At 69.3% G+C, this 17,342-nt stretch carries 17 protein-coding genes; 6 read left to right on the forward strand and 11 right to left on the reverse strand.

What is annotated here, in order from left to right; all coding sequences use genetic code 11:
* Nucleotides 1–51: 51 nt before the first annotated feature.
* From H7F38_RS13220 to H7F38_RS13255, 8 genes are all read right to left on the reverse strand, one after another.
* Nucleotides 52–2,175: a 3-hydroxyacyl-CoA dehydrogenase NAD-binding domain-containing protein gene (locus H7F38_RS13220; protein WP_187090320.1), complete on the reverse strand. Its 2,124-nt coding sequence runs from the start codon at nt 2,173–2,175 to the stop codon at nt 52–54.
* Entirely contained in the window at nt 2,172–3,413 is a 1,242-nt protein-coding gene (locus tag H7F38_RS13225) for a thiolase family protein (protein WP_187090321.1), read from the reverse strand. The genes H7F38_RS13220 and H7F38_RS13225 overlap by 4 nt, the downstream gene beginning before the upstream one ends.
* A gap of 247 nt (nt 3,414–3,660) precedes the next feature.
* Complete coding sequence (locus H7F38_RS13230; RefSeq protein ID WP_222618039.1) at nt 3,661–4,953, reverse strand: ribonuclease D; 1,293 nt, start codon at nt 4,951–4,953, stop codon at nt 3,661–3,663.
* 103 nt (nt 4,954–5,056) lie between these two features.
* On the reverse strand, nt 5,057–5,725 hold the full coding sequence (locus H7F38_RS13235) for a LuxR C-terminal-related transcriptional regulator (protein ID WP_222618040.1): 669 nt from the start codon (nt 5,723–5,725) through the stop codon (nt 5,057–5,059).
* Between the two features lie 204 nt (nt 5,726–5,929).
* Entirely contained in the window at nt 5,930–6,514 is a 585-nt protein-coding gene (locus H7F38_RS13240; RefSeq protein ID WP_187090322.1) for a DUF3000 domain-containing protein, read from the reverse strand.
* A 145-nt stretch (nt 6,515–6,659) separates the two neighbouring features.
* On the reverse strand, nt 6,660–7,073 hold the full coding sequence (gene msrB, locus H7F38_RS13245; RefSeq protein ID WP_187090323.1) for a peptide-methionine (R)-S-oxide reductase MsrB: 414 nt from the start codon (nt 7,071–7,073) through the stop codon (nt 6,660–6,662).
* A gap of 98 nt (nt 7,074–7,171) precedes the next feature.
* Nucleotides 7,172–8,758, reverse strand: a complete 1,587-nt coding sequence (locus tag H7F38_RS13250) for an alpha/beta hydrolase (protein ID WP_187090324.1) — start codon at nt 8,756–8,758, stop codon at nt 7,172–7,174.
* A complete protein-coding gene (locus H7F38_RS13255) occupies nt 8,755–9,456 on the reverse strand; it encodes an SDR family oxidoreductase (protein ID WP_187090325.1) in 702 nt (233 codons plus the stop codon). The genes H7F38_RS13250 and H7F38_RS13255 overlap by 4 nt, the downstream gene beginning before the upstream one ends.
* A 193-nt stretch (nt 9,457–9,649) precedes the next feature.
* On the opposite strand from H7F38_RS13255, the gene zapE reads away from it, so the two are divergent.
* Nucleotides 9,650–10,654, forward strand: coding sequence for a cell division protein ZapE (gene zapE / locus H7F38_RS13260; protein ID WP_187090326.1), 1,005 nt, complete (start codon nt 9,650–9,652; stop codon nt 10,652–10,654).
* Nucleotides 10,655–10,694: 40 nt separating this feature from the next.
* Here zapE and rocD read toward each other — a convergent pair whose 3' ends face one another.
* On the reverse strand, nt 10,695–11,960 hold the full coding sequence (gene rocD / locus H7F38_RS13265; RefSeq protein ID WP_305080131.1) for an ornithine--oxo-acid transaminase: 1,266 nt from the start codon (nt 11,958–11,960) through the stop codon (nt 10,695–10,697).
* 240 nt (nt 11,961–12,200) lie between these two features.
* Here rocD and H7F38_RS13270 point away from each other — a divergent pair, with 240 nt between their 5' ends.
* Genes H7F38_RS13270 through H7F38_RS13285 form a run of 4 tightly spaced genes read left to right on the forward strand, consistent with a single transcriptional unit; the run spans nt 12,201 to nt 14,793 of the window.
* A complete protein-coding gene (locus H7F38_RS13270) occupies nt 12,201–13,130 on the forward strand; it encodes a PPK2 family polyphosphate kinase (RefSeq protein ID WP_187090327.1) in 930 nt (309 codons plus the stop codon).
* A gap of 19 nt (nt 13,131–13,149) precedes the next feature.
* Nucleotides 13,150–13,827 carry a 2-phospho-L-lactate guanylyltransferase gene (gene cofC / locus H7F38_RS13275; RefSeq protein WP_187090328.1) on the forward strand — a complete coding sequence of 226 codons (678 nt, stop codon included), beginning with the start codon at nt 13,150–13,152 and terminating at the stop codon, nt 13,825–13,827.
* Nucleotides 13,809–14,429: a hypothetical protein gene (locus tag H7F38_RS13280; protein ID WP_187090329.1), complete on the forward strand. Its 621-nt coding sequence runs from the start codon at nt 13,809–13,811 to the stop codon at nt 14,427–14,429. Before cofC ends, H7F38_RS13280 begins: the two co-directional genes overlap by 19 nt.
* Nucleotides 14,419–14,793, forward strand: a complete 375-nt coding sequence (locus H7F38_RS13285; protein WP_222618041.1) for a DUF3817 domain-containing protein — start codon at nt 14,419–14,421, stop codon at nt 14,791–14,793. Before H7F38_RS13280 ends, H7F38_RS13285 begins: the two co-directional genes overlap by 11 nt.
* Before the next feature lie 31 nt (nt 14,794–14,824).
* Here the strand turns inward: H7F38_RS13285 and H7F38_RS13290 are convergent, their stop codons facing one another.
* Together H7F38_RS13290 and H7F38_RS13295 are read right to left on the reverse strand one after the other, a co-directional pair.
* Nucleotides 14,825–15,799, reverse strand: a complete 975-nt coding sequence (locus H7F38_RS13290; RefSeq protein ID WP_187090330.1) for a M56 family metallopeptidase — start codon at nt 15,797–15,799, stop codon at nt 14,825–14,827.
* Between the two features lie 4 nt (nt 15,800–15,803).
* On the reverse strand, nt 15,804–16,181 hold the full coding sequence (locus H7F38_RS13295; protein ID WP_187090331.1) for a BlaI/MecI/CopY family transcriptional regulator: 378 nt from the start codon (nt 16,179–16,181) through the stop codon (nt 15,804–15,806).
* A 131-nt stretch (nt 16,182–16,312) separates the two neighbouring features.
* Between H7F38_RS13295 and H7F38_RS13300 the strand changes: the two genes are divergently transcribed.
* Complete coding sequence (locus H7F38_RS13300; RefSeq protein WP_187090332.1) at nt 16,313–17,323, forward strand: undecaprenyl-diphosphate phosphatase; 1,011 nt, start codon at nt 16,313–16,315, stop codon at nt 17,321–17,323.
* Nucleotides 17,324–17,342 lie beyond the last annotated feature (19 nt).

The raw sequence follows: 17,342 nt of genomic DNA on the forward strand, positions 1-17,342 counted from the left end.
CGGCTCACCTGCTGCGACTCACGGCGACGACGCACCGGCTGCGACCCATTGCTACGGCATGGTCGACACGCCCGGCGGGTTGAACCGCCGGCCGGTCACCTTCTCGGACACGCCCTCGCGATCCAGGTACGGCGTGATGCCGCCGAGCCAGAACGGCCACCCGGCGCCCGTGATCAGCGCCAGATCGATGTCGGCGGCCGCAGCCACCACCTTCTCGTCCAGCATCAGACGGGCCTCCTGGGCCAACGCGGCCAGTGCGCGGTCGCGGACCTGTTCACCGGTCGACGGCGCCGTGCCCTGCTCCCACAGCGCGGCGACCTCCGGATCCAGGACCTGCTGCCCGGTCTCGGTCCAGGAGACCAACGTGCGGTGGCCGGCGGCGACGATGCGCCGCAGGTTCTCGCTGACCTCGAACCGGTCGGGGAAGGACTGGTGGAGGGTTTCGGTGACGTGCAGCGCCACCGCCGGCCCGACCAGCTGCAGCAGCATGATCGGCGTCATCGGCAGGCCCAACGGAGCCAGCGCCGCGTCGGCGACCGCCGGATCGGTGCCCTCGTCGATGGCCGCGATGATCTCGCCCATGAACCGGGTCAGCAGGCGGTTGACCACGAACGCCGGTGCGTCGGCCGTGAAGATCGGACCCTTCCGGAGGGTCTTGGCCACCGAGAGGGCCGTGGCGGCGGTGCTGTCGGAAGTGGCTGCGGTGCGGACGATCTCCAGCAGCGGCATCACCGAGATCGGGTTGAAGAAGTGGAACCCGATCACCCGCTCCGGGTGGGCAAGGCCGGCCGACATGTCGGTGATCGACAGCGACGAGGTGTTGGTCGCCAGGACCGCCTCCGGTGAGACCACCTTCTCCAGCGCTGCGAACACGGTCTGTTTGGCCCCGAGTTCCTCGAAGACGGCCTCGATGACGAAGTCGGCGTCGGAGAACGCCTGGTAGTCGAGGGATCCCGTGACCAGGGCAGTCAGCCGGTTCGCCTCGTCCTGGGTCATCTTGCGCTGCGCGGCGCGCTCGGCGATCTTGCGGTGCACCCCGGCCAGGCCCTTGTCGAGGCGGGTCTGGTCGACGTCGGTGAGCACCACCGGCACGTGCAGTCGCTGCGCGAACAGCAGGGCGATCTGCCCGGCCATCAGACCGGCACCGATGACGCCGACCTTCGTGACCTTGCGCGCCAGCGACAGATCGGGGGCACCGGCCGGCTTGCGGGCGCGCTTCTGCGTCAGGTTGAACGAGTACAGCCCGGCCCGGAACTGCTGCGAGACGATGAGATCGGCGAGCCCGTCAGCCTCCGCGGCCAGCCCGGTCGCGAGATCGGCGGTGCGGGACAGCGCGATCAGTTCCAGGGCCCGGTAGGGCGCCGGCGAGGCGCCGTGGGTGCGCATGTCGGCGATGAGTCGGCCGCGCTCCAGCGCGGAGGTCCACTGGTCGTCGAATTCGGCGCCGGCATAGTTCGTGCGGGACACCGTGATCCGGCCGGCGAGCACGTCGGCCATCCAGACGAGGGACTGCTCGAGGTAGTCGGCCGCATCCAGCACGACATCGACCACACCCAGACCCAGCGCCTCCGCGGGTCGCATCATGTGGTTCTGGTTGAGCGCATTCTCGATGATCACGGTGATCGCGTTCTCCGGCCCCACGATCTTCGGCAGGAGCTGGGTGCCGCCCCAGCCGGGCAGGATGCCCAGGAAGCATTCCGACAGCGCCATCATCGGAGCGTTGGCGGCCATCGTCCGGTAGTCGCAGGACAGGGCCAGTTCGACCCCGCCACCGATCGCGGCGCCGTTGACGAATGCGAAGGTCGGGATGCTCGAATCCGTCAGGCGCTTGAAGGTGGAGTGGCCCAGAACACCGGTGGCCCTTGCACTGTCGTGATCGGTGATGGTCGCGATCTGCGACAGATCGGCTCCCACCGCGAACACGAAGGGCTTGCCGGTGACGGCGATCGCCGCCGGCTCCGCCGCGAACGCCGCGTCCAGGGCGGCGTTGAGCCCGGCGATTCCTCCGGGCCCGAAGGTCGAGGGCCGCTGGTGGTCGAGTCCGTTGTCCAGGGTGATCAGGGCGACCTTGCCGGCGATGCCGGGCACGTCGAGCAGCCGCAGATGCGCCGAGGTGATCACCTCCTCCGGTGCCGAGGGGGTCTTCTTCTCGCCGGTGATCGTCGCGCTGGTCATCTGCTGTCCCCGTCGGTGGTGTCGGTGGCGGAATCTGCCGGCTCGAAGTGTGGGTTCTCCCAGATCACGGTGCCGCCCATGCCCAGACCAACGCACATCGTGGTCAGGCCGTACCGGACGTCAGGGCGCTGCGAGAACTCCCGCGCCAGCTGGGTCATCAGGCGGACGCCGGACGAGGCCAGCGGATGACCCATTGCGATGGCGCCGCCGAATGGATTGATCCTGGCGTCGTCGTCGGCCAGGCCGAAGTGGTCCGTGAAGGCCAGCACCTGCACGGCGAATGCCTCGTTGATCTCGATGATCCCGATGTCGCCGATCTCCAGACCTGCTTTGCGCAGTGCCTTCTCGGTCGCCGGGATGGGTCCGTCGCCCATCGTCTCTGCCGGTACGCCGGCGAATGCGAACGACACCATCCGCATCCGGACCGGGAGGCCGAGTTCCGCGGCCACGTCGGAGGCGACCAGCAGGCACGCGGAGGCCCCGTCCGTCAGGCCCGAGGAGTTACCGGCGCTGACGCGGCCGTGCGGGCGGAACGGCGTGCGCAGGTTCTCCAGCGCGGTCATCGTCGTGCCCGGCCGGGCCAATTCGTCCCCGGTCGCCAGTCCCCACCCCTGCTCGACCGACCGCGTCGCCATCGGCACCAGGTCAGGGGTGATGTTGCCGCCCGCCAGTGCCGCTGCGTACTTGTCCTGGCTGTGGACCGCGTAGGCGTCGGCGCGCTCCTTGGTCAGCTGCGGGTACTTGTCGTGCAGGTTCTCGGCGGTATTGCCCATGTTCAACGCGGACGGATCGACCAGGCGGTCGGCCACGAAGCGCGGATTCGGGTCTGCGCCCTGGCCCATCGGGTGGTGACCCATGTGCTCGACACCGCCGGCGATCACCACGTCGTACCCGCCAGCCACGATGCCCGAGGCGACCGCGGTGACGGCCGTCATGGCTCCGGCGCACATCCGATCGATGGCGAAACCGGGCACGGACCGCGGCAGACCGGCCAACATGGCGGTGGTCCGGCCGATGGTCAGGCCCTGGTCCCCCGTCTGGGTGGCCGCGGCGATCGCCACCTCGTCGACCCGTTCCGGGGGGAGTTCGGGGTGTCGGCGCATCAACTCCCGGATCACCCTGACGACCATGTCGTCCGCTCTGGTCTCCGCGTACTGGCCCTTCTCGCCGGCCTTCCCGAACGGCGTCCGGACGCCTTCGACGAACACGACGTCGCGCAGCGTGCGGGGCTTGATCATGCCCGCCTGCTCCGAGGCGGCCGGCCCTGATCCGGGTGTGAGCGTCGACGATCCCTGTGCTGCCACAAATGGCTCCCTGTCATGAGCACGGTCTCTCCGTCATCGGAACGGCCGGTCATCGGCTCGACGTCCGATCGGGCGTCGATGCCGGTGCCAGCATGCTACCGGAAAGGCTACTGGCCGGTAACTTAAGGGTCGGGCATCACGCGACGGTGTAGCGATGACGCATCACTGCAGGTGGGACTACTTAGACGACCGGGGCGTCCAAGGCGCCACGGAGATCGTCGGCGGTCAGCTCGATCTGCCACTCACGCGCCCCGCCGGCCCGGAGAGCAGCCTGGATGTCCTCGCCGGCGGGAGGGGTCCACATGGTCCGCCGGACCAGGTCGGGCGAGAGCATGTTCTCCACCGGCATGTTGATGCGTTCCGAGGTGGCCGCCAGCGCCGCCCGCGCGGCGGTGAGACGGGCGGCGGCCTTGGGGTCCTTGAGCGCCCATTTCGCCGGTGGCGGCGGTCCGTCACCCTGCAGGGTGGAGGGCGGTAGCGCAGAGGACGGGAGGGCCATGGCACGACGGATGGCGTCCCACCAGGTCGACGCCTGCCGGCGCTGGATCCGCCCGGCGAACACCGGCATCGCGACAAGGGCATCCAGCGAGGCCGGTTTCGCAAAAGCCGCCGCGACGATGGCGGTATCGGGCAGCACCCGGTGCGGCGCGAGGTCACGGCGACGGGCGACCGAGTCGCGCGTCGTCCACAGCTCGCGCACGATGGCGAGCACCCGCGGCTCGCGAATCTTGTGGATCCCGGACGTGCGTCGCCACGGATCGACCCGCGGGGGGGTGGGCGGTGCGGCCACGATCGCAGCGAACTCCTGACGCGCCCAGTCGAGCTTGCCCTGCTCGTCGAGCAGCGCTTCCATCGCATCGCGTAGTTCGATGAGCACCTCGACATCCAGCGCGGCGTAGGTCAGCCAGGCGGCAGGCAACGGCCGCGTCGACCAATCGGCCGCCCCGTGCCCCTTGGCCAGCCCGAGGCCCAGCATCTGTTCCACCAGCGGCCCGAGGCCGACGCGGGGGAGCCCGGCCAGCCGCCCGGCCAGTTCGGTGTCGAACAACTTTCGCGGGTGCATCCCGGCTTCGGCCAGGCACGGCAGGTCCTGGCTGGCAGCGTGCAGGACCCATTCCGAATCTGCCAGCGGCGCATCCAGGAGGGCAAGATCGCCCAGCGCGATCGGGTCGAACAGCGCCGTGCCGACATCTGCTCTGCGCAGCTGCACGAGGTAGGCCCTCGACCCGTAGCGAAAACCGGAGGCGCGCTCGGCGTCGAGGGCGACCGGACCGGACCCGGCCGCGAGGTTCCGCGCCCACGATGCCAGCCGGAGCGGGTCCACGATCGGCTGGACGTCCCCGTCGCGCGGGACGAGCAATGGCGTGATCTGCGGGAGCGCATCGTCCCCGCCAGGGACCGCCGGGGTCCCCGGCAGCCGGTCGGCGGCCGAGATGTCCGCACCGGAATCGGTGGTGATGTCTGACGTCTGCACTGCGACAGTGTGCCTGACCTGCGGGACCTCGACGTGCAAGCCGGCGTTCGACCCACTGGAATGGCTGGTCAGGGCATCTCTGAACAGAACGGGCGACCCGAAATCAGGAGATGACGCCCGCACGCATGGCCAGCGCGACCATGTGTGCACGGTCGCCGGTGCCGAGCTTGCGCCCGATCCGGGCGAGATGGCTCTTGACCGTCAGGGCCGAGAGGTTGAGTTCGTCGCCGATCCACTTGTTCGACCGACCGTCGGCCACCAGGCGGATCACTTCGATCTCCCGCGAGGACAGGTCGTGGATCGAGCTCGGGATGTTCGCGGCGGCGGGGTTGGCCCGTCGGCCGATCAGCACCCCGTTGACGCCGGCCCCGACGGCATCGATCACCGGGCCGATGTCGGCGGTGGGGGCGAGCGCGAGCACCCGTACCCAGCCGGCGGCACGCAGAGTGTTGATGATGCGTCCGGCGTCGGGTCCGGTCAGCAGGCTGATCAGGGCCAGATCGCCGACGATGCCGCGCTCGGTCAGTTCCTCCACCGCAGCCAGCGACGTGACGGGGAGGACGCGGCCGATCCCGACCTCCATCAGGCCGGCCTGGAGAGCCTCGCGGGTGGCCCGATCCGGATCGACCAGTAACACTGTGGCCGCCCGCAGCGAACTACTCATCGAGTCGCGGAGTGGCGATCGCTGCGCAGGTAGGGCACCCGCCCCGATCGGAAGCTCGTCGGCCCGCCGTAGCGAGGTCTGGTCGGCACCGAGCGTCGACGTGTTCACCTGTCTGCCTCCCGAAGCGAATGGATCGGTTCTGAACTGCACGGTGTCACCCTGTCGTCATGACCCCGGAAGGTCGATTGGCCGCCGGCTCTGGCGACCCGTGAATTGGTGCGGCATCGTGCTGAGCACCCGTTCAGTCTCTGCCCATGGTGCTCAACTGGTCAAGCACACGATGTGCTCTATGTTGACAATTAGTGATCGAGCCTAGCGTACGTTCGGGGGCGCGGGTCGACCGATGGAAACGACGCCCTCGGGTGGCAGTCCGGCCGCGATCGCCAGGAGTTCGGTGAAGGCCGCGAGATGAAGCCCGGTCCGATCGTCGGTCGCCGTCCACGAAGCGCGTAACTCCAGGTCATCGGTCCTGCCAGGCCCAGCGATGTCGCCGAATCTGGTCGATGACGTCGACGTGACGGTGCCGCCCAGAGCCGTGAAAGAGGCCCCGGAAAGCTCCAGGCAGTCGGTCAACCAGCTCCAGGCGACGTCCGGCAGCAGCGGGTCGCGGGCAATTTCATCGTCAACTTCGGCCGTGAGAAAAATTACGATCCGAAGCGTACCGTCCCACGCGTCTACTCCATCTGGGTTATGCAGGAGTATCAAACGCCCGGATGCAGACTCCGGTCGGTCGCCACCCCACATCACCTCGGCGGAGAGAGCATGACTCCAGGGGGCGAGCCGGGTGGGTGCGGGCAGTTCCCCCAGCTCGATCTCCGGTCTGATCCGCACGCGGGCCAGCTCGTCCAACGCGGCCTGGAATGCAGCAGGGGCGATCGAATCCGCCGAGGTGGTCATGTCCGGGGACACTACGACCGCGCACCGACAGTCCACCGTCTCCCACGCCGCTCCGGGTCAGAACGACGCCCGCACCGTGACCTGCCCGGGAATCGGCGGTCGCGGTGCGGGCGGTCCTGGCGGCGTGGATGACCCGACGGTAGAGCTACTCGCCGGTGGGTTCCAGACGGAGCGACAGCGAGTTGATGCACCATCGCTCGTCGGTCGGCGTCGGGTAGCCCTCGCCCTTGAAGACGTGTCCGAGGTGCGAGTCGCAGGTGGCGCAGCGCGCCTCGGTGCGGACGCTGCCGAAGCTGCGGTCGGTCAGCAGGACCACGTTGTCGGCGTCGGAAGGGGCGTAGAAACTCGGCCAGCCGCAGTGCGACGGGAACTTGGCGTCGGACCGGAACAGTTCGGCCCCGCAGGCCCGGCACGAGTAGACGCCGGTGGTGGTGGTGTCGGTGTACTCACCCGTGAACGCACGTTCGGTGCCAGCTTCGCGCAGCACGCGGTACTCGGCGGGGTCCAGTTCCGCCTTCCACTGCTCGTCCGACTTCACAACTTTCTGGGATGCACTCATGACAGCAACGGTACGCGGAAGCCTGCGACCGATGTCTTCGGATCGGCCCGGGAAAATGCGTGACTGGCACACCTCACCCTGGGGCGGACGACGACCGGTCACGGCGGGCAGAGCGTGCCCGCCGCCGGCATGGTCCCGGCCAGCAGGTAGGCGTCGACGGCGTTCGTCATGCAGGAGCTCGCCGGGTAGCCCCCGTGAGTGCCTGATTGCCACGTCAGCAGCGTGGCCGAGCCGAGCTGGGCGGTGAGGGACCGCACCTCGGCGAACGGCGACACCGGATCGTCGACCGCCCCGAGGACCAGGATCGGCGGTGCGCCGGTGGCGGTGACCGGTCCGAGCGCGGTCTCCGGAGCCGGCCAGGACGAGCAGATGCCGACCAGACCGATCAGGAAGGGCCCGAAGTCGGGTGCGGTGGTGCGCGCCCTGGTGGCGGCTGCGGCCAGATCGGAGCCACCGAGGCGCTGGGCCGAGTCGTTGCAGCGGTAGACCAACGTGCCGGACTGCTGCTGGGGTGGATTTTCGGTGCCGAGGGGCGCCAGCAGCAGCGCCGCCACCTGGTCGTAGTCGCCCTTGCGCGCCGCAGCCAGCGCCGTGGCGAGCGCCGGCCACCCGGCGGGGTCGCCGAGCTGTCCGGTCAGCGTGAGAAGGATGCTGCCCCCGGTGATCTCGTGTCCGTCGGAGCTGGGGACACCGATGTCACCGGTGGAGGCCACCAACGCCCGGACGGCGGCGGCGGGGTCGGCTCCCAGCGGGCAGCCGCCGGTGAACGTCGGACAGGCCGCAGCGAACGAGGTGAGCGCCTTCTCGTCGGCGAGCGCCGCGGCCGCAGCCTGCTTGTCCGGGGTCAGAGACGGATCCGACGGCCCGTCCAGCACGGCGGCGGCGACCCGGCCCGGGTACCGGTCCGCGTAGACCGCGCCGAGGGTGGCACCGAAATCGCGTCCGAGGAAGGCCAGCCTGGCGACACCGAGCGCCGCCCTGACCGTGTCGATGTCGTCGGCGGCGAGCACGGTCGAGTAGTCGGACAGGTCGGGTCCCACCATGTCGCCGCAATCGAAGGTCAACGAGCGCGAGAGGCCGGCCAGCAGAGCGGCGGCGACGGAGGTGGTCGGATCCGCCCCCAGCGAGAGCAGGTCGCTCGAATTGGTGCCGCTCACGCAGGCGATGGGCACCGAGTCACCGGTTCCCCTGAGGTCCATCACGATCACCGCGTAGTGGGCCAGGATCGCGGCCGGGAGCCCGCCGGCGACCGCCGCCACCTGTCGGGTCCCGTTCCGGCCCGCGTCGCCCATGACGACGAGCAGCGGTGGCGCGGCGGCGGGTGTCGCCGGCGAGGTGGCCTTCGCGACCGAGACTGAGAAGGTGCCGGAGGAACCTGCGCTGTAGCTCTTGGGCACCTGGACCTGAGCGCACTGCAGGGTGAAGGCAGGACCGCCGGCGGGGCCCTGCCGCTGGATCTGCTGATCGCAGGCAGACCAGGCGATCGGGTCGGACGAGCGGCCGGACCCGCCGGGGCCGGTGGGCATCGCGCCGGCGGTGGAGGTGGGGACCTGGACCGACCCGGCCGCCCCGGACGTGGCCAGCGCGGGGCGGGTGGACGGACCGATGGTGCAGCCCGCCACCAGTGCGAGGACCGACCCGATGGCAGCGATCACCGCTGATCTGGTGAACCGGCCGCGGGTCATCGACGCTCCGCGTACAGCGCGCCGAAGGCCTCGGCCAGTGGATTGCCGATCAGCCGGTCGATGGCCAGGGTGATCTGCGACGGGGTGATCTGGCTCGTGGGATCGAGGTTCCGGTCGTCCCCGGCCACGGCGGCCGTCAGGCTCAACTCGTGGAACCTGACCGTGGCCCCGATGGCTTCGGCCCGCATCACGCTGGTGAGCATGTGCTGCGCGGCCCCGGTCACCGAGATGGCGCCCGATCCGGCCATCGCCTCCGAGGCCGCCGCGCCGTTGAGCGTGATGTAGGTCGGATCGACGCTGCCACCCAGCAGCGGCACATAGGCCTGCATCGCCTCGAGGTGGCTCGTCAGGTGGTCCCGTAGGGCGCGCTCCCACTGCTCACCCGGCAGGTCGATCAGTGCGCCGGTCTTCGACCATCCACCCAGTGCCGCGACGACCGCTCCGGGCCGCCGGCCGTCCGCCGCCAGCCGCTCGGCCGCCTGGAAATGGGGATGACTACCGGAAACCTCCAGTGGGACAAGTCTTCCCGAGAAATCTGCGCAGGCGGCCAGCAGTGCGGACAGTCGGTCGGCCGATCGGGCGGGGACGATCACCGTGCGGCCGTCCGCCACCAGCGACCTGGCGATGATCCCGCCGACGAAGCCGGTCCCGCCCGCCACCAGCACCGGTGGGGCGGCGGATCCTGCTGACGTCGGCATGGGCCCGATGGTAGGTGACGGCCGCCCCGGCACTGCTGTCCCGAGCGGCGGAGCCGGGTGCAGGGTCGGGTGGTTCAGGGTGGCGTCCGGCCTGCCGGTGAGAGGTCTGCGGCTCGGAGACCCGCAAGTGTGACTGCGAGCACGCCGCTCGTCGGTGATGGCCGGCCGGCGGGTGGAAACGCCTACTGTGCTGATGGTGTCCCCGAACCACCTCGTCGATGCCATGCCCGTCGTCAGCCCCGGTCAGTTGATCGAGGGGTTGGTGCCGCCGCCCCGGTTCGATGCGGTCCGGTTCGGCACCTACCGACCCGATCCGTCGGAGAAGTCCCAGTCCGAGGCCCTCGTCGCGCTGCAGGAGATGGCCGAGGTGATCGTCAATCCACCCCGCAAGGGACTCTTCCGTCGGGCCGGATCTGTGCAACCGGCCGGTGCCTACCTCGACGGTGGGTTCGGTGTCGGCAAGACGCACCTTCTGGCCTCCCTCTGGCACGCCCTGCCCGGACCCAAGGCCTACGGGACGTTCGTGGAGTACACCCACCTGGTCGGCGCGCTCGGATTCGTGGAGACGGTGAGAAGGCTGTCCGCCCATCGCCTGCTGGCCGTCGACGAGTTCGAACTCGACGACCCGGGCGACACCATGCTGATGACGAGGCTGCTGGGCGAGCTGTCCGATGCGGGCGTCTTCCTGGCGGCCACCTCCAACACCCTCCCGGACAAGCTGGGTGAGGGCCGGTTCGCCGCCGACGACTTCAAGCGCGAGATCCGTGGTCTGTCAGAGCGTTTCACCACTCTGCGGGTGGACGGTCCGGACTTCCGCCATGCCGGTCTGGCGGAGGCGCCGAGGCCGATGTCCGATACCGACCTGCTGGCCGCGGCCGGCTATACTGCGGGCGCGACCCTCGACTCGTTCGACCCGTTGACGGCCAAGCTGGCGAAGCTGCACCCCTCGACGTACGGGAAACTGGTCGAAGGAGTTGCGGCGGTCCACATCTCCGGGGTCCGGCCGTTGCCGGACCAGGGTGCGGCGCTCCGCTGGGTGGTGCTCATCGATCGCCTCTACGATCGCACCATCCCGGTCAGGGCGTCCGGCGTTCCTCTGGACGAGCTGTTCACCCCGGAGATGCTGCGCGGCGGGTACCGCAAGAAGTACCTGCGCGCGACCAGTCGGATCCTCGCGCTGACCCGTGAGGGCCGCTGACCCCTCGGTGTTGCGTCCTGCGAAGTGATGGCTATCGCCATCACTTCGCAGGACGCAACGGGGGTTTGCGCTCAGCGCCGGAGCGCATCTCGTCGATCACGGCGGCCAGGGTGTCGACGGCGTGGTCGAGTTCTTCCCTGGTGATCACGATCGGCGGAGCGAATCGCAGGGTCGTCTGGTGGGTCTCCTTGATCAGGACGCCGCGGCGGGCCATCTCCTCGCTGATCGCGCGCCCGGCACCGACCTCGGGGGAGAGCTGCACCCCGGCCCACAGGCCCCGGCCGCGGACGTCAGCGACGCCGTGACCGATCAGTGCGTTCAGCCGCTCGTGCAGGTGTGCGCCCAGTTCCGTTGCCCTGGCCTGCATCTCGCCGGTGGCCAACAGCTTGATCACGGCCCGCCCGATGGCGCAGGCCAGCGGGTTGCCACCGAAGGTGGAGCCGTGCTGACCCGGCTGCAGCACACCGAGCACCGATTTCTTGCCGACCACGGCCGACACCGGCATGATCCCGCCGCCCAGGGCCTTGCCCAGCGTGTACAGGTCGGCGCGGACCCCCTCGTGGTCCAGCGCCAACAGCGCACCCGTCCGCCCCAGACCCGACTGGATCTCGTCGGCGATGAAGAGGACGTCGTTCTCGTCGCACAACCGGCGGACCTCTGCCAGATAGCCGGCCGGCGGCACCAACACGCCCGCTTCGCCCTGGATCGGCTCCAGCAGGATCGCCGCCGTGTGGGGGGTGATGGCCGCGCCCAGCGCTTGGATGTCCCCGTACTTCACGCCGACGAAACCAGGTGTGTAGGGCCCGTAGTCGGCGGTGGCGACCGGGTCGTCGGAGAACGAGATGATGGAGATGGTGCGGCCGTGGAAGTTGCCGCCCGCCGTGATGATCTGCGCCTGGTTCTCCGGAACGCCCTTGACCGTGTAGGCCCATTTCCGGGCCACCTTCAGTGCGGCTTCGACGGCTTCGGCCCCGGAGTTCATCGGGAGCACCATCTCGGTACCGGTCAGCTCGGCCAGCTCCTTGCAGAACAACCCCAGCTGGTCGTGGTGGAAGGCGCGGGAGGTCAGCGTGACGCGGTCCAGCTGCTCCTTGGCCGCAGCGATCAGAGCTGGATGTCCGTGACCGAAGTTGAGTGCCGAATAGCCGGCCAGCATGTCCAGGTAACGCTTCCCGGCGACGTCGGTGACCCAGGCGCCCTCCGCCTCGGCGATCACCACCGGGAGCGGGTGATAGTTGTGGGTGCACCAGGTGTCGTCCAGGTCCAGGTAGAACTCGGTGTCACGGATGACGGGCGCGCTGGTCACGGCGTTGGCTCTCTTCTGTGGGATCACGGTTCTGTGGGATCACGGTTTCTGCGGCGTCGGTGCGACCACCAGAGCCTACGGGGGCGAACCCGGCCGTGTCAGGGGGCGAACAGCGCCGTGACGTGCGAAATCATGCACGTTCTGTTGTCGTCCGGTCGGATCGTTGTGCGGTCACGCAAGAGGTTTGCCGCATCGACGCGTCAGGAACGCGGTTCGGGGGTCGGCGTGGGAAGGTGACCCATGGCCAGCAGCAAGCACGGCAGGAAGAAGCAGAACGACCGGAAGACCGCCAAGGCAGCGCGTCTGGACGTCGTCGAGCAGATGACCGCCCATCAGAACAGCACGAGCAAGGCGCTCTCGCTGCCGCCGGGCGCCGTCGATCTCGGTGCCATCGACACCCGGGGGACGCCGATCGGTCCGCAGGACAAGCACGAAGCCGCGAGGGCGATGGCCGAGATCGCTCCCGAACTGGCTGCGCTGCAGGAGAAACTGGTCGCCGAGGCCATTCGCGGGGGGCGTCGCCGGATCCTCCTGATCCTGCAGGGCATGGACACCTCCGGCAAGGACGGCGTCGTGAAGCACGTGCTGGGTCTGGTCAATCCGGCGGGCGTGCACCTGGCCTCGTTCAAGAAGCCGACGGCCGAGGAACTGCGACACGATTTCCTCTGGCGGATCGCCGGCCAGGTGCCGCAGGCGGGGCAGATCGGGGTCTTCAACCGTTCCCAGTACGAGGACGTGCTCGTCGTGCGGGTCCACGATCTGGTGCCCCGACAGGAATGGTCCGGGCGCTACGCCAGGATCAACGCCTTCGAACGCAAGCAGGTGCGTGAGGGCACGGTGATCGTGAAGTGCTTCCTGCACATCTCCAAGGACACCCAGCGTGAACGTCTGGCGGCCCGCCTCGACGATCCGACGAAGTACTGGAAGTACAACCCGGCCGATCTGACCGAACGAGGTTTCTGGCCGCACTACCAGGACGCCTATGCCGACGCGCTGCGGCGCTGCAACACCGTCGGTGCCCCGTGGTTCGTCGTACCGGCCGACCGCAAGTGGTACCGGAACTGGGCGATCGCCTCGCTCCTGCTGGAAACGCTGCGGCAGCTGGACCCGCAGTACCCGCCGGCCGACTTCGACGTCGACACGGAACGACAGCGGTTGGCCGAGTCCTGACGCGCCGGACAATGGACCGGTGACCTCAGCGCTCTGGACCATCCTGATCCCGGTCAAGGACACCCGCCGCGGGAAGAGTCGCCTGGACGTCCCCGACGACCTGCGTCCGGCATTGGCGCTGGCCCTGGCGTTGGACACGGTGTCGGCGGCGGCGCAGTGCGGCCGGGTGCTCGCCCTGGTGGAGGACGAGACGGACGGCGCCGCACTGGCCGGGATCGCGGGCGTCCAGGTCCACCGCAGTCGCGTCGCGGGTCTCAACGAGTCGATCCTGGACGGCGTCGCGGTCGTCTCGGCCTCGGCGGTGAGTGAGGTCACAGGGTTCCTCGCGGTGTTGCCCGGTGACCTGCCGGGGCTCGATGCGGGGGAACTCGCAGCCGTCCTGCGGCGATGTGCCGACCACCGGTTCGCCGTCGTGCCGGACCACCTCGGTGTGGGGACGACACTGCTCGCCGCGACCAGGGTCGGGTGGCTGCGGCCCCGTTACGGCGCGGATTCCTTCCGGCGCCACCAGCGGGCCGGTGCGTTCCCGATCACCCTGCCGCCCGCATCGACGCTGCGGTGGGACGTCGACACCGTCGACGATCTCCTGACGGCCTCCGGCCCGCGCACCTCCGCTGCCCTGCAGCGCATCACCGCTGGTCGCGACCACGGCGCAGGCGTCGGTGTTACCGTCGATCCGTGTACCGAAGATTCCTGAAACCCGGGTGGTTCGTCGGGCACTTCATGGTCTTGCTGGCCGTACTGGTCTGCCTGCGGCTTGGTTTGTGGCAGTGGCACCGCACGCACGAGGCCAGCGGGACGATCCAGAATCTCGGGTACACGATCCTCTGGCCCGTCTTCGGCGGCGCCTTCATCTACATGTGGATCAGATTCCTGCAACTCGAGCTGCTCAAGGACGCCGAGGACGATGCGGAGCTCACCGCGATGGCGGCCGGGCTGACCGTCGACGAGGTGCCGGCCGACGGGACGGCCACGGACCAGCGTGGGTCGCGGCCCGGACCCTTCGCGCCGGGAGACCCGGACCCGACCACCCACCGGTCGACGGACGTACCCTCGAAAGGTCCCGCCGCGGTTCCCGGTGAACGCATCGAGCACCGAGATCCGGAGCCGGACGCAGTGAGCGAAGAGATACCGGCCGACGGGCCGACCACCCGAGGTCCACGAGTCACACCCTCGCGGGGCTATACGGTGGCCGTCTCCACCGTCGGTGATGAACAGCAGGATCAAGATTCCGAACTGGCCGCGTACAACCGTGCTCTGGCCGCCCTGGCCGAAAAGGACCACCGCCGTGCCCGCTGAACCCACCTCAGATCCCGTGTCCCGTCCCGCGGCCACACCCGCTCCGGCGATGCCGCCCAAGGTGGAGAGAGCCCTGGGCCGCTACCGCATCTCGGCCTTCATCGTCGGGTACGCCCTCATCGTGCTGTGCGTGGCGATCATCCTGAAGTACGTCTTCGGGGTGGACCAGGCGGTGGCCATCTGGGGGCCGATCCACGGCGTGCTGTACATCGGCTACGTGCTCCTGGCCTTCGACCTGGCCTACAAGGATCGTTGGTCGCTGGCCGGCACTCTCGGGGTCCTGCTCGCAGGTGTGATCCCCGGCATCTCCTTCGTCGCCGAGCGCATCGTCCACCGGAAGGTCACGGCCCGCCAGAAGGTGTGACGCCGTCAGGGACTGGAACCGGCCGGCCGGTTCAGGGCCGGTTCATCTGGTGCAGATACGGGCCCGCGCTCTGGATGGCGTCGTGGATGTTCTCCAGACTGGCCACCCCGATGGCCAGTACCCCGATCGAGAGAACGACGGCGATGGTCACCCGTCCGGTTCTCGGACGTCGGGCCGGCTGCAGCAGGGCCTGGACGCGGGAGGCCACCTGGAGCGCCCCGACCCCGAGCACCGGGATGCGCTGGTCGGTCTGCTTGGCGGGTAGTTCCCCGCTTCCCTTCGCCAGGGACGAGCGCAACAGCGCCACCCTGGCCAGAGCGCGGCCCGCAGTGCGGCGATCGCCGATGTCGGCGGCCGCGTCCTCGTCCGCCCACCGTTCGACCCCGAGACGGACAACTGCGGGCACCCGCCGCAGGAGCGGATTCGCGGCGGCGGCGATGTCGGCCACATGCACGTAGAGATGATGTCGCTGGTGCAGGTGGGACAGTTCGTGCGCGGTCAGGACCCGGCGCTCGTCCTCGGACAGCTTGCTGAACAGCCGCCGGCTGATCACCACGCACCCCCGGATGCCGGCCACCGTGTAGGCGTCCGCCGAATCGTCGTCCACCATCACCACGGGTCCGCCGCCGGCCCGGAACTCGCGACAGAGCTGGTCGGCCCGCACCAGCGCCAGGACGATCTCGACGCTGCGGACCGCGGCCCGGCAGAGCAGCACCCCGACGGCCAGTGCGGCCAGCGCACCGAGCCAACCCGGCACCGGTATCTCCGCCCGGATCACCGAGGCGGACCAGTGCCCCTTGGCCGCAACGGATGTCAGGCTGGCCAGCATGGCCACGGCAATCGCGGTGAGGGCAGCACCGGCGGCCAACGAGACGGCCAGGGAGGCGGCACCCAGGAGAAGAACGGCCTGCCGCGGGCGCATCTTCTCGACCACCAGGCTGGCGGTACCGCCGACGAGCAGGCAGGCGAGGACGGCGAGCGCCGCGGCGATCAGTGGGAAGACCACCGGATCAGCCCCGGGATTCCGACTGCTCGAGCAGTTCGACCAGCAGTCGTTCCTCGTCGGGTTCCAGTTCGGCGACGAAACGTGCCAGCACACCGGCCCGGTCGGAACCGTCGGACAGCAGGCGGCGCATCCGTCTGGCCGTCACCGCATCATCGACCGACTCCGGCGGCGCGGCCAGCGAGTACTTGTACGCCCGCCCCTCGCGGCTCTGGCTCAGCGCTCCCTTGGCCGCGAGCCGGGACAGCGTCGTCATGACGGTGGTGTAGGCCGGACTGCCGGACAGCCTCTTCTGCACGTCGGCGACGGCGACGGGCCCGTCGGCCGCAGCCATCACCGTCAGCACCGCGGTCTCCAGCGGGCCGGGCAGGCGTCGATCGGTCATCCGGTCTCCCTGTTACTATCACTCCCGTAGTACTACCAACTCAGTGTACTAACAATCCGAGCCTGCTGGCGACCCGGAAGAATAGACGGTCCGGCGGTTTCAGTGTGCCATGTCGGTACCGAAGGAGAAATGTGAGCACGATTTCCTACCTGGAAGCCATCGTTGTCGGTGGGCTGCAAGGGATCACCGAGTTGTTCCCGGTGTCCAGTCTCGGTCATTCGGTGATTCTGCCGGCCCTGATCGGTGGGAATTGGGCCAAGGACCTGGACGTGTCGACCCCCGAGTCGCCGTACCTGGCTTTCATCGTGGGACTGCACGTGGCCACGGCCGCGGCACTGCTGCTCTTCTTCTGGCGCGACTGGATACGCATCATCGGGGGTTTCGTCACCTCGATCCGATACCGACGGATCAGCACGGACGCCGAGCGACTCGCCTGGCTGATCGTGCTGGCCACCATCCCCGTCGGCATCGCCGGTCTGCTGCTCGAGCACACCTTCCGCACCGTGCTCGGCCGGCCCATGCCGGCGGCCGCCTTCCTGTTCGCCAACGGTCTGGTGCTGTTCCTCGGTGAATACCTGCGGCGCCGGGCGGCGCCGATCGGGGTCGGAGCGTCGTCCGTCCCGGTGGGCGCGTCCGCAGCGTCGGTCGGCGGATCTGCCGGCGCCGGAGTGGCCGGGCGGGACGACTCGTTGATGCGGAGTACGGATCCGGACGCCGGAGTCGACGACCGCGATGCCGATCTGCGCTCGGACGCCCGTTTGGCCGGGCTCACCTTGAAGCGTGGGGTGCTGATCGGGTGCGCCCAGATCCTGGCCCTGCTGCCGGGCATCAGTCGTTCCGGGGCCACCATGGTGGCCGGTCTGACCCAGGGTCTGTCGCATCGCGACGCGGCACGGTTCTCGTTCCTGCTGGCCACCCCGGTCATCCTCGCCGCCGGCGCACTCAAGGTGCCCGACCTGTTCGGGCCGCTCGGTGCGGGTATCCACGGTCAGATCCTGGCCGGCAGCATCGCGTCGTTCGTGTGCGCCTACGTCGCCGTCAAGTTCCTCGAGAGGTACTTCCGGACCAGGACGCTGGTGCCGTTCGCGATCTACTGCCTGGTGGCGGGGGCGGTCTCGTTCGTCGTGCTCGCCGCCCGTTAGGCGTTCGCGGGTGTCCTGC

The organism is Nakamurella sp. PAMC28650 (assembly GCF_014303395.1).
Taxonomy (GTDB): domain Bacteria; phylum Actinomycetota; class Actinomycetes; order Mycobacteriales; family Nakamurellaceae; genus Nakamurella.

What these genes read in the sequence shown, in the direction of transcription:
- zapE (WP_187090326.1), top strand. Translation starts at nt 9,650, where the DNA reads ATGGTGTCCCCGAACCACCTCGTCGATGCCATGCCCGTCGTCAGCCCC.
- H7F38_RS13295 (WP_187090331.1), bottom strand. Translation starts at nt 16,181, where the DNA reads ATGACCGATCGACGCCTGCCCGGCCCGCTGGAGACCGCGGTGCTGACG.
- H7F38_RS13220 (WP_187090320.1), bottom strand. Translation starts at nt 2,175, where the DNA reads ATGACCAGCGCGACGATCACCGGCGAGAAGAAGACCCCCTCGGCACCG.
- H7F38_RS13250 (WP_187090324.1), bottom strand. Translation starts at nt 8,758, where the DNA reads ATGACCCGCGGCCGGTTCACCAGATCAGCGGTGATCGCTGCCATCGGG.
- H7F38_RS13240 (WP_187090322.1), bottom strand. Translation starts at nt 6,514, where the DNA reads ATGACCACCTCGGCGGATTCGATCGCCCCTGCTGCATTCCAGGCCGCG.
- msrB (WP_187090323.1), bottom strand. Translation starts at nt 7,073, where the DNA reads ATGAGTGCATCCCAGAAAGTTGTGAAGTCGGACGAGCAGTGGAAGGCG.
- H7F38_RS13225 (WP_187090321.1), bottom strand. Translation starts at nt 3,413, where the DNA reads ATGATCAAGCCCCGCACGCTGCGCGACGTCGTGTTCGTCGAAGGCGTC.
- H7F38_RS13270 (WP_187090327.1), top strand. Translation starts at nt 12,201, where the DNA reads ATGGCCAGCAGCAAGCACGGCAGGAAGAAGCAGAACGACCGGAAGACC.
- H7F38_RS13255 (WP_187090325.1), bottom strand. Translation starts at nt 9,456, where the DNA reads ATGCCGACGTCAGCAGGATCCGCCGCCCCACCGGTGCTGGTGGCGGGC.